Below are 10,424 nucleotides of genomic sequence, written 5' to 3' on the forward strand. Positions count from 1 at the left end.
GCGTTCGGCTGCGCCCGGCTCGGCTCCCCCGGAGTGGCCTTGTCGGTCAGCAGGAGGTCCGGGTCCAACTGGGCGGCGATCGTCGTCAACGTCAACGCCAACGCCTCCCGCTCGGCCCCGTCCAGCGTCCCGGCGAGGAGCTCCTCGATGATCCCCGGCAGCTGCCGATCCAACAGAATCAACTGGGCCAGCAGCCGGCCGTCCTCGCGCCTCATCGCCCGGCCCGCAAGCCGGCGGCCACAGCCCGGTCATCTGCGCCCGGCGCCGACACAGGCCGGGCCACCCCGGTGGCCCGGCTGTCGGTGACGTCCTGGTCGACCGTCGGCCACCCGGCGGCCCGGAGATCGTTGAACCAGGACCTCGTCTGGTCGTAGATCGGGGTGCTCACCGGTGACACCGCCTGCGGTGATCGGCCATGCGGGCGTCCAGGAGTGCCTCGGTGGGCCCACAGATCACCGACGGGCAGCCGCGTTCACCGCATCGCTCGCCGAACAGCCGCGTCGGCACCGGCCTGTCGGCCAACAGGCACCTCCCGGCGGCCAGCTCAACCCCTTCCAGCCACGGGCCAAACAGCCGCAACAGGTCCGCGCCGACCGGCTTCGGCTTGGTGCTGACCGCTCCTCGCCGCCGAGCAGGCCTGGTCATCGCTGATCACGCCTGGCGCGTCGTCGCTGGGCGAGCATCTCGAGCAGGATCAACTGCTCGCGCAGGTCGGGCGACTCGGTTTCTGGGTCGAGCTTGCAGGAGCCGGGGGCGGGGACCGACATGACGATGTAGCCCTCGTCGTCGAGCCCCAAAGTGATTGCCGCGGGGTCGGAGCCTTCGTTGACCACCCGGTGGACATTGACTTTGATCTGCCGGTTAGACATCGCACTCGCCGCCTACTCGGTGGCCAGCACCTGCGGATGCGGCCCGGAGTGCCCCATCTGTCATGCGGGCAAACGTTGCGCTGGTTAGCTGTGCAGAGCACTGCAGAGCACTGCGGTGCGTCGTATCGCGTTCCGGTGCGGTACGGCTACCTACGGTGCTCTGGTGAAGGTCCCTAGGTTCGATGTCGAAGCGGCCGCCGCCAGCCCCGGCTACGTCTACGTTGCCATGGCTGACCACATCACCGCCCGCATTGAAGCCGGGGACTTCACTCCTGGTGGCCGGTTGCCCGCCGAGCGGGACCTGGCCGAGGAGTACGGAGTGTCCGTGAGCACCGCGCGGCGCGCCACGCGCTTGCTGCGGGAGCGCGGCACCGTCGTGACGGTCCCGTTCAAGGGGACCTTCGTGGTCGAGCCGTAGCTCGGTCCGCCATGCGACGGAACTCACTAGCTGTCACCTCCCATTGCGGGAAGTGACGATATACGCTTGGGCTAATCAGCCGTTTACAACTTGTCAACCATGCCGAGTCGGCTCTTCAGGCTGTCCAGCTCCCATGCGCGCAACCGAGCCCGCATATCCAATTCGTGCAGCAGTTCCCGCGCCACTGGGTCGTGCCGGATCCGCTGTGGGGCGATCCGATCGGCGAGATCCAGGTGCCGCAACGCCGCGGTGTCCCGCGCGCCTCCGGCCTGACCGTAACCGCGCGCGATGTCGAAGTGGAGCGCTGCGCGCCGATCCCTGGTCGCCAGGCTCTCGTCGTAGCCGGGCGTTGCCTCAATCTGCTCGGCAAGCCCTGGGCCATTGCCGAGCTCGACCGCGATCGACAGCGACCAGGCGCGCACGTTGGCCGGGCCGAAGCTGAACCACAGCCGGTTCCGCTCCCCGGTGCGCTCGGCCAGCTCCCGCGCCGCATCGAGGTGCGCGCGGGCTTGATCCGCACGCTGGTCCTTGGCTGCCATCTGAGCCGACGACAGGTGCAGCATCCCGGCGGCCTCGGCTGGCGACGTGTCCGGCGCTGTCGGGTCGGCGGCGCGCTCGACGTCCGCCAGTGCGGCGACAGCCACGAGCTGCGCGCGGTGTCGCGCGCCGAGTCGGCTCAACGCGCTGGTGCTCGTCATGGCCGCGAACGCGGACAGCGCAGGGTCATCGAGTCGGCGTGCGGCGTCCTCAGCTCGGCGGGCTGCGGCGACCGCCAGGTCTGGATTCCCGAGCGCTCGCGCGACGCCCGAGGCGACGAAGCACGCCTCGACGAGCGCGATCAGCGCGGCGCGTCGGATGTCGCCGTTGCCGGTGACCGCCTGTATGTGCAGCTCCGCCAGTAGCGCGCCCAACTCCCGACCGGCTGCTGAGTAGCAGCTATGCGCGGTGTGCTCGTTCGCCCGCGCCGCCCAGGCCGCCAACTCGTCGACTGGTCGCGCCGGCATGTCCGGCACGTCACCGAGGGTCGCGTCGTGCAGCGCGACGGAGATCCCCGGGAGCGTGGCCAGAGCCTCGGCACTGTCCGGGTCGCCGGGCGGGTACGGCTGCCCGGTCAGGTCTACGACCGAGCAGCCGAGCGCCCGAGCGAGGTCCTCGAGCAGCCCGCGGCGATCGAAACCGCGCATGCCGCGCTCGAGCAATGACAGGTATGGCTTGGAGATCCCGGCCAGGCCAGCGGCGGCGTCCAAACTCAGTCCGCGACGCCGACGGATAGCGCGGGCTCGACGCCCAATCTCGGATGGCTCTGGGCGCGGTTTGGGTGCGCCAGGCATCGGTCCAACCTTCTCCGCGGAGTCGGCCTCTTCGCGTGCCCCCGGTGATCAGCCGGGGGCGGTCCTCCGCGAAGAGGTATGCGCCCAGGGTACCGAAGCTACTTGAAGTCCTTCAGGTACTGAGGGCACCCGTACGACACCAGCAAGCGGACCACGGCGGTGGCATTGGACTGGTAGACGTCGGTGACCGACGAGATCAACGCGTCGGTGGTGGTGCCCTGGTTTAGCAGGTTGCAGGCCGTTCGCGCGGTGTCGTCCACCTTGTCTGGGGTGGCCGACTCGTCGATGGGGTTGATCCTGGCGTACTCGGCCATGAGCTCGGCGCGGCTGATGGGCTCGGGGACGTTGTCACCGGCGGTCAGGGCGACGACGAGCGCAATGATCCCGGCGACGATGGCGACCAGGAGCGCCACCCACAGCCAGGCGCGGTTCCTGCGCGGCGGCACCGCCGCCGGCTGCCAATGCGGTGGCTGGCCACCCGCCCACGCGGGTTGGATTGGTGGCGGCGGGGGCGTCGGCCATTGCTGGAATCCGGGCTGGTGTGGCTGCTGAGGGTAAGACATCGGGGCTCCTTGGATGACGGACCCGCCGCCGTGAGCGTGGTGACGTGATGGGGTCGTGCGGTGGATGGGAACCGTTACGGGGGCCGGGTGGGTCATCGCGGATGTCTGGTCGACTCGTTCCGCCGGACCTTCGCCACGCACCAGGCGACGACGATGCTGCAGATCAGGACGACCACGCCGAGCATCACGATCGTGGCCAGGCCCGGCCGACCCTCGCCGAGGATCGCCCAGTGGACGCGCCACCCCATCCAGCCGAGCGTGGCGCAGACGACGATTAGCAATACGGCGCTCCATAGTAGGGAGCAGGCTTCGCCGATCAGGGCGAGAAGCTGGCGGGTACGGTTCACGGGACGGGGCCTTCCTGGTGGCTCAGCGAGGAAGGCGCCGCCCGGTCATTCAAGGGTATTGCAACCCATCCGCTCGTTGGTTCTCAGTACCGACCTGCGTCGCTACACCGTCTGACCAGCGAATAGTCCGGGACTATCTGGAGTGATCGGGGGTCTCCGGAGGGGGCCGGGGGACGTGTGTGGGCGGTTGAGTTGGCTGGGTGGTTGCTTGGCGTTGCCGGGCGGCGGTTGGTCTGGGGTGGCGTGAGGCGTACCTGCGCGAAGGCGTAACACGGCTGCGCGAGGGCGGGACACGCCCGGGATTCCGGTCAGCGCGGCTCGGGGGTGGGCAGGGCGATGCCGGTGACGACGGCGAGGATGCCGATCGCCTCGGGGAGGGTGGGGGTCTGGGCGAGGAGCACGACGCCGGTCAGGGTGGCGGTGACCGGGAGCAGGGCGAGGAGGACGGCGAAGGTGGCGCGGTTGACGTCGCGGCGGAGGACCACCTGGTCGAGGGCGTAGGGGATGGCGGTGGCCAGTACGCCGACGCCGATGCCGAGGAGCAGCAGGCGGGGCGATGCCCAGGCGGGGCCGGTGCCGAGGGCGAGCGGTGACAGGGCCACGGTGGCGACGGCGAATCCGACGGCCAGGCCGTCGAGCCCGACGCCGACCGCGACTCGCTTGCCCAACAGGATGTAGGCGGCCCAGAGTGCCGCTGCGCTTAAAGCGAACACGACGCCGAGGGGACTGCCGGACCAGCGGACGTCGGCGATGAGAAGGACGCCGCACGCGACGAGGACCAGTGCGGCCACATCGCGCCTGGTCCGGGAGCTGACGGCGGCCACGGCGACCGGGCCGGCGAACTCGAGGGCCACCGCTGTGCCCAGCGGGAGGCGGGCGATGGACTCGTAGAAGGCGAGGTTCATCCCGGCGGTGACGAGGCCGAAGGTGGCGGCGAGCCAGAACGCTCGGCCGCGCCAAGCGGTGCGTGGGGGGCGACGCCAGGCCAGCAGCACGAGCGCGGCGCCGAGCTGGCGCAACCAGGTCACCGCGGCCGGGCTGACTTCGGCAAACAGCCGGACGGCGATGGCGGCGCCGAGGTACATCGACAGGCCGCCGGCCACGAACAGCAGCGGCGCGGGCACGTTGCGTCCGCGTATCGAGCCTTGGGCGAGCCCCACTGGAGGGATCCTGCCCGCCGGGATTGGAACTGCGGCATTCGGGTTAAACCCGGTGAAAGCCTGATCTCATTTGGGCGCGGGAACACTGACGAGTGGACGGACGTCTGGAAGAGTGGAGGTACGAGCACCGGCCAACCGGTCCAGTGGTCGTGCCGCACGAGGGGCCGGGCGACCGGCACCCGGGACGGAGGGAGAACTGCCATGACACCAACGCTCACCCGCCCCGAGCTGACCGCCGCCGACCGCTGCGACCGCTGTGGCGCCGCCGCGCAGGTACGCGTGATCCTCCAGTCCGGAGGCGAGCTCCTGTTCTGCGGCCACCACGCCCGCAAGCACAACGCCCGGCTGATCGAGTTGGCCGCCGAGGTCGTGGCGACCTGACACCACCGACCACGACGAACGGGCGGGATCCACACCGGATCCCGCCCGTTCGTTCATCCGGACCGCGCCCAGATGTGAACCGCAACGGTGCGCCGCCCGTTCATTGAAGTAACAGGTATCGGGGACCGGCCGGGCAACGGCGCCCGGGGACGGAGGGAGAACCGCCATGACACCGACGCTCACCCGTCCCGAGCTGGTCGCCGACCGCTGCGACCGGTGCCCCAACACCGCGCAGGTCCGCGTGATCCTCCAGTCCGGCGGCGAGCTGCTGTTCTGCGGCCACCACGCCCGCAAGCACAGCGCCCGCCTCGTGCAGCTGGCCGCCCGGCTCCAGCACGCTTAGATCAGACCGCGTCGAGGACGGGTTCGAAGGCCAGCTCCGCGGCGCCGATGAGCTTGGCGTCGGCGCCGAGGGTGGAGGCGACGATCCGGGTGCCGCCGACCGCGCGGCTGACCAGGCTGCGGCGGCGGACCTCCTGACCCACCTCGGCCACCAGCCACGCGGGCAGCGCGGTGAACAGGTCACCGAGCACGACCAGCTCCGGGCCAAGCACGTTGACGACGTTGACCAGGCCGAGGGTGAGCCATTCGATCAGCTCGGCGAGCGGCGCGGGCATCGGGGTGGGGCGGGTGGACATGGCGCGCAGCTCGGCGACGACGACGCCGCGCGGGGCGCCCTCGGGCAGGTCGAGCACCCGGCACAGGGCCGGCTCGCCGACCTCGGTCTCCCAGCAGCCGTGGTTGCCGCAGTAGCAGGCGCGGCCCTTGGGCCGGACCACCATGTGGCCGATCTCCCCGATGTAGCCGGCATTTCCGCGCAGCGCGGACCCGCCGGAGATCACGCCTCCGCCGACGCCGACGTCGGCCGAGACGTAGACGGCGTCCGTCGCGCCGCGGGCCACGCCGCGCAGGTGCTCGGCGAGCGCGGCCAGCTCGGCGTCGTTGCCGACCATGATCGGCGTGCCGAGCAGGGCGCCGAGCCGCTCGCCCATCGGGACGTCCTTCCAGTGCAGGTTGGGCGCCTCGTGCACAAGGCCGTCGGAGCGGCGCACCACGCCGGGCACCGAGACCCCGGCGCCGACCATGTCGACGCCGAGCTCGGCGACCAGCAGCCGGGTCGACTCGATCACGTGAGTGATCACCTCGTCCGGGTGGGCGGCCCGGCCGCGCAGGTTCCAGCTGTTGCGCCCGAGCAGCTCGCCGCCGAGGCCGACCAGCGCGATGGCCACCTGCTCGACCCGGATGTCCACGGCCAGCACCACGGCGGCGTGCGGCTGCGGCAGGACCAGCAGCGACGGCCGCCCGGCGCCGCTGCGCAGCCGCGGCACCCGCTCCTCGACCACGCCGGACTCGGCGAGGCCGTCGACCAGCGCCTTGATCGTGCTGCGGTTGAGGCCCAGCTCGGTGGCCAGCGACGCCCTCGTGCACGGGCCGCCGACGTGCAACCGTCGCAAGAGGACGGTGCGGTTGTGCCGGCGCACCTCGTCGGGCCGCGCGCCCGCGGTCGGCGTGCTGGTCACCCCTCACCCCCTACCTGCGGGGCCACCTAACCGGCGTCGACGGCCGCACGGCGGCGGGACAGGGCGTCGACGGTCGCCGCGAGCAGCAGGACCAGCCCGGTGATGATGTTGACTACCGCGGCCGGCTGCCTGAGCAGACCGAGCCCGTTCTCCACGACGGCCAGCACCAGGCCGCCGATCACGGCGTGCACGACCTTGCCCCGGCCGCCGAACAGCGAGGTCCCGCCGATGACCGCGGCGCCGACCGCGAACAGCAGTGTGTTGCCGCCACCGGCCTGCGGGTCGACCGAGCCGACCTTGGACGAGTAGACGATGGCGCCCACCGCGGCCACCGCCGTGCTGATCACGAACACGCTGGCCCGGATCTTCTTGACGTTCACACCGGCGCGCCGTGCCGCCTCGGTGTTGCCGCCGACCGCGTAGATGTAGCGCCCGTACCTGGTCCGGTTCAGCACGTAGGTGCCGGCGACCAGCAGCACCAGCACGATCGGGACCACGTAGGGAATGCCCTCGATGGTGACCAGGTCCGGGTTGGGCGACCGGTTGATGGTCAGCGCGTACGTGGCGGCAACGGCGAGCGCGGCGACCACGCCCACTTTGAACACCACCACCGGCGTCGGCCGGGTGACCAGGCCGCGCCGCAGCCGCATGAAGTGCTCGCCGAGCACCACCGCCGCGTACCCGCCGGCGGCGACGAGGCACAGCAGCCAGCTCGCCAGGACCGACAGGTTGCCGTTGGCGACGTCGTTGAGCGTGTTCTGGGTGGAGATCCCGAACACGCCGCCCTGCCCGATGAACTGCAGGATCACGCCCTGCCACGTGATGAACAGGGCCAGCGTCACCACGAACGACGGCATGCCGATGTTGGCCACCAGGAAGCCGGTGATGCAGCCGATCGCACCGCCGATGCACACCGCGAGCGCCATCTCCGCCCACGCGTTGGGCCCGACACCGGACAGCGCGATGATCACGGCGATCAGGCTCAGCGCGGCCCCGGCCCAGATCCGCATGAGCACCGCGAGCGCGGCGGCCACCACCATCCCGCCGACGAACACGTAGAACACCGTGCTGCCCATGCCGCCGAGCAGGTTGCCGCCCCGCACGTAGTGCATGGCCATCACGGAGGCACAGACCCCGGACGCGGTGCCCGCGGACAGGTCGATCTCGCCCAGCAGCAGCACGTACACCAGACCCATGGCGATGATCATCTTGCCGGCCGACTGCGGGAGCAGGTTGGCCATGTTGTCCAGGGTCATGAACGTGTCGATGTCGCGCGGCTCGTCGGCCAACCAGAACACCAGCACCAGCACGATCAACCCGAGCACGGCGGGCAGCGAGCCGAGCTCGCCGCCGCGCAGCCGGCCGAAGTAGTCGCGGACCACCTCGCCGGTGGACTGGGCGGTGGTGTCGATGCCGAAGTCGGAGATCACGCCGCCCGGCGACGCGCCGGGGTTCTTGGTCGGCGTGGTCGGAGTATCGGTCATGAATCGTCCTTGCGGGTCAGATGGTGACGGTCTCGGGCCGGGCCAACCCGAGGTCGCCGGACCGGCCGGCGGTGATCAACTCGACGACCTGGCCGTGGGTGACGTCCTTGGCCGGCACCTCGGCGACCATCCGGCCGAGGTAGAGCGTGGCGATGCGGTCGGCCACCTCGAACACGTCGGCCAGGTTGTGGCTGATCAGCACGACGCCGAGGCCCTGCTCGGCCAGCCGGCGCACCAGGTCGAGCACCTGGCGGGTCTGCGCGACGCCGAGCGCGGCGGTCGGCTCGTCGAGCAGCACCACCTTGCTCTCCCAGAGCACCGCCTTGGCGATCGCGACGGTCTGCCGCTGCCCGCCGGACAGCGCGGCCACCGGCGTGCGCACCGACTTCACCGTCCGCACGGCAAGCGCGGCGAGCGTCTCGCGGGCGGACTTCTCCATGCTCGCCTCGTCCAGCAGCCACTGTGGGCCGCGCTCCCGGCCGAGGAACATGTTCTGCACGATGTCGAGGTTGTCGGCCAGCGCCAGGTCCTGGTAGACGACCTCGATGCCGAGCTGGGCGGCGTCGCGCGGGCCGTGGATGTGCGCCGGCTCGCCCCGGAACAGCACGGTGCCCGAGTCGATCGGGTAGATGCCGGCGACGCACTTGATCAACGTCGACTTGCCGGCCCCGTTGTCGCCAACCAGGGCGGTGACCTCACCGGCCCGGACCGTGAAGTCCACGTCGTGCAGCACGTGCACCGGGCCGAAGCTCTTGTTCACCCCGGTCAGCTCGAGAATGGGCTCACTCACGTCACTGTGCTCCTCCCGCGGGACTGCCGCACGCATTCTGCATTGCGTGCGGCAGTCCGGCCATCAGTTGGGAATCAGGAGATGCCGAGCTCGGTGCAGATCGCGGCCAGGTTGCCGGTGCAGATCTCGCTCGCCTTGACGAAGCCGTCCGCGATCACGTTCTTGACCTCGTTCTTCGTGATCAGCTGCGGCTCGCGGAGCACGGACTTCACGTCGCGGTTGCCGGTCGGGTCGTGCACGGTGTCCTTGGCCAGCGCGTCGGCCGCGGCCTTGTCACCCTTGGCGAGGGCCGCCGCGAGCTTCGCCGCCGCCTCGGCCTCCTGCTTGATCGGCTTGTAGACGGTCATGTACTGGTCGCCGGCGAGGATCGCCTTGAGCCCGTCCGGAGTGGCGTCCTGCCCGGTCACCGGAACCTTGCCGTTGAGGCCGTTCTTCTTCAGCACGGTGATCACCGCGCCGGCAAGCCCGTCGTTGGCCGCGACGACGCCGTCGACCTTGCCGCCGTTGCCGGTGAGGATCTGCTCGAAGACGGTGCCGCCCTTCTGGTTGTTCCAGTCGTCGATCGGCTGGCTCTGCACCAGCTTCAGCGCGCCGGAGTCGTACAGCGGCTTGAGCACCTTCTGCTGGCCCTCGTGGAACAGGGTGGCGTTGTTGTCCGTCGGCGCGCCCTCGATCTCGATCACCTGGGCGCCCTGCTTGCCCTTGAGCGCGTCGGCAAGACCCTGACCCTGCAGCTGGCCCACCTTCACGTTGTCGAAGGAGACGTAGTACTCGGAGGTGCCGCCGAGGTTGAGCCGGTCGTAGTCGATCGTCGGGATGCCGCGCTGCTTGGCCCGTGCCGCGATCGCGTTGGCCGACGCGGCGTTGATCGAGGCCATCACCAGCACCTTGACCCCGGAGCTGATCATGCCGTCCGCCAGCGTGGTGAACTTCTGGACGTCGCCCTGGGCGTTCTGGATGTCCGGGTCGAGGCCCTCGGCCCGCATGGCCGCCTCGAGCAGCGGCTTGTCGAAGCCCTCCCATCGCGCGGAGGTCGCGGTCTCTGGCAGGATCACGCCCACCTTGACCCCGCCGGCCGGCGCGCCACCACCGTTGGAGGTCTGCCCGCCGCCGCTGGGCGTCTCCTGGTTCGCCCCACACGCCGTCAGGGCGAGGGAGACACCCACGCCCGCGGCGAGGAGGGCAAGAGTTGTCCTGCGCATCCGTCGTCCCTTCACATCCGAGCCTAAATGTTGCGGGGCACAACATATGCAATCAGGGCTCCCGACGGAAGCCACAGAGCCGGTCCGGATAGGACACGGTTTGGCAACAGGTCGTACACCCCGCGGTCATTTTCCTTGGTCGCGGGCCCGAAAACGTTTACGAGGAGCTACCAGCTGCGCAGCGTGGCGATCCGCTCGGCGAGCTGGTCGGCGGTGGCCATCGCGACCGGGGGGCCGCCGCAGGTCCGGCGCAGCTCGTTGTGGATCGCGCCGTGCGGCTTGCCCGTCCGGTGGTGGTACATGGTGACCAGGGTGTTGAGCTCCCTGCGCAGCCCGGCGAGGCGCTCGGCCACCGAGAC

14 protein-coding genes and 1 pseudogene are annotated in these 10,424 nt (G+C 70.4%); 3 read left to right on the forward strand and 12 right to left on the reverse strand.

Going from position 1 to position 10,424, the window contains the following annotated elements:
* The 3 genes from VGX25_RS03245 to VGX25_RS03255 all read right to left on the reverse strand — a co-directional run.
* Positions 1-215 (reverse strand): hypothetical protein (locus VGX25_RS03245; protein ID WP_326916057.1); only part of this gene is annotated, 215 nt, incomplete at its 3' end.
* On the reverse strand, positions 212-388 hold the full coding sequence (locus tag VGX25_RS03250; protein ID WP_326916058.1) for a hypothetical protein: 177 nt from the start codon (positions 386-388) through the stop codon (positions 212-214). The genes VGX25_RS03245 and VGX25_RS03250, both read right to left, overlap by 4 nt.
* A 253-nt stretch (positions 389-641) precedes the next feature.
* On the reverse strand, positions 642-869 hold the full coding sequence (locus VGX25_RS03255; protein WP_326916059.1) for a hypothetical protein: 228 nt from the start codon (positions 867-869) through the stop codon (positions 642-644).
* Between the two features lie 163 nt (positions 870-1,032).
* Here VGX25_RS03255 and VGX25_RS03260 point away from each other — a divergent pair, with 163 nt between their 5' ends.
* Positions 1,033-1,287: a winged helix-turn-helix domain-containing protein gene (locus tag VGX25_RS03260; protein WP_414635707.1), complete on the forward strand. Its 255-nt coding sequence runs from the start codon at positions 1,033-1,035 to the stop codon at positions 1,285-1,287.
* An 83-nt stretch (positions 1,288-1,370) separates the two neighbouring features.
* On the opposite strand, the gene VGX25_RS03265 is transcribed toward VGX25_RS03260, so the two are convergent.
* The 4 genes from VGX25_RS03265 to VGX25_RS03280 form a co-directional block, all read right to left on the reverse strand.
* Positions 1,371-2,618 carry a helix-turn-helix transcriptional regulator gene (locus VGX25_RS03265; RefSeq protein WP_326916060.1) on the reverse strand — a complete coding sequence of 416 codons (1,248 nt, stop codon included), beginning with the start codon at positions 2,616-2,618 and terminating at the stop codon, positions 1,371-1,373.
* Positions 2,619-2,716: 98 nt separating this feature from the next.
* Complete coding sequence (locus VGX25_RS03270; protein WP_326916061.1) at positions 2,717-3,064, reverse strand: hypothetical protein; 348 nt, start codon at positions 3,062-3,064, stop codon at positions 2,717-2,719.
* Between the two features lie 209 nt (positions 3,065-3,273).
* On the reverse strand, positions 3,274-3,462 hold the full coding sequence (locus VGX25_RS03275) for a hypothetical protein (RefSeq protein ID WP_326916062.1): 189 nt from the start codon (positions 3,460-3,462) through the stop codon (positions 3,274-3,276).
* Between the two features lie 374 nt (positions 3,463-3,836).
* Positions 3,837-4,613 (reverse strand): EamA family transporter, encoded by a 777-nt coding sequence (locus VGX25_RS03280; protein ID WP_326916070.1) that lies wholly within the window; start codon positions 4,611-4,613, stop codon positions 3,837-3,839.
* Positions 4,614-4,889: 276 nt separating this feature from the next.
* On the opposite strand from VGX25_RS03280, the gene VGX25_RS03285 reads away from it, so the two are divergent.
* Together VGX25_RS03285 and VGX25_RS03290 are read left to right on the forward strand one after the other, a co-directional pair.
* Positions 4,890-5,069 carry a DUF7455 domain-containing protein gene (locus tag VGX25_RS03285; RefSeq protein ID WP_326916063.1) on the forward strand — a complete coding sequence of 60 codons (180 nt, stop codon included), beginning with the start codon at positions 4,890-4,892 and terminating at the stop codon, positions 5,067-5,069.
* A 166-nt stretch (positions 5,070-5,235) separates the two neighbouring features.
* Entirely contained in the window at positions 5,236-5,412 is a 177-nt protein-coding gene (locus tag VGX25_RS03290; RefSeq protein WP_326916064.1) for a DUF7455 domain-containing protein, read from the forward strand.
* A gap of 1 nt (position 5,413) precedes the next feature.
* On the opposite strand, the gene VGX25_RS03295 is transcribed toward VGX25_RS03290, so the two are convergent.
* The 5 genes and pseudogenes from VGX25_RS03295 to VGX25_RS03315 all read right to left on the reverse strand — a co-directional run.
* Positions 5,414-6,589, reverse strand: coding sequence for an ROK family protein (locus VGX25_RS03295; protein WP_326916065.1), 1,176 nt, complete (start codon positions 6,587-6,589; stop codon positions 5,414-5,416).
* A 26-nt stretch (positions 6,590-6,615) separates the two neighbouring features.
* A complete protein-coding gene (locus VGX25_RS03300; RefSeq protein ID WP_326916066.1) occupies positions 6,616-8,073 on the reverse strand; it encodes a sugar ABC transporter permease in 1,458 nt (485 codons plus the stop codon).
* Positions 8,074-8,089: 16 nt separating this feature from the next.
* A complete protein-coding gene (locus VGX25_RS03305) occupies positions 8,090-8,863 on the reverse strand; it encodes an ATP-binding cassette domain-containing protein (RefSeq protein ID WP_326916067.1) in 774 nt (257 codons plus the stop codon).
* A gap of 74 nt (positions 8,864-8,937) precedes the next feature.
* A complete protein-coding gene (locus VGX25_RS03310) occupies positions 8,938-10,065 on the reverse strand; it encodes a sugar ABC transporter substrate-binding protein (protein ID WP_326916068.1) in 1,128 nt (375 codons plus the stop codon).
* Positions 10,066-10,232: 167 nt separating this feature from the next.
* Positions 10,233-10,424, reverse strand: a pseudogene (locus VGX25_RS03315) (ATP-dependent helicase); the annotation flags it as partial.

It is taken from the genome of Actinophytocola sp., from assembly GCF_035942955.1.
Taxonomy (GTDB): domain Bacteria; phylum Actinomycetota; class Actinomycetes; order Mycobacteriales; family Pseudonocardiaceae; genus DASYTH01.

Bases quoted from the DNA above. Each gene is read 5' to 3' on its own strand.
- VGX25_RS03310 (WP_326916068.1), bottom strand. From the start codon at position 10,065: ATGCGCAGGACAACTCTTGCCCTCCTCGCCGCGGGCGTGGGTGTCTCC.
- VGX25_RS03265 (WP_326916060.1), bottom strand. From the start codon at position 2,618: ATGCCTGGCGCACCCAAACCGCGCCCAGAGCCATCCGAGATTGGGCGT.
- VGX25_RS03280 (WP_326916070.1), bottom strand. From the start codon at position 4,613: ATGTACCTCGGCGCCGCCATCGCCGTCCGGCTGTTTGCCGAAGTCAGC.
- VGX25_RS03290 (WP_326916064.1), top strand. From the start codon at position 5,236: ATGACACCGACGCTCACCCGTCCCGAGCTGGTCGCCGACCGCTGCGAC.
- VGX25_RS03285 (WP_326916063.1), top strand. From the start codon at position 4,890: ATGACACCAACGCTCACCCGCCCCGAGCTGACCGCCGCCGACCGCTGC.
- VGX25_RS03255 (WP_326916059.1), bottom strand. From the start codon at position 869: ATGTCTAACCGGCAGATCAAAGTCAATGTCCACCGGGTGGTCAACGAA.
- VGX25_RS03300 (WP_326916066.1), bottom strand. From the start codon at position 8,073: ATGACCGATACTCCGACCACGCCGACCAAGAACCCCGGCGCGTCGCCG.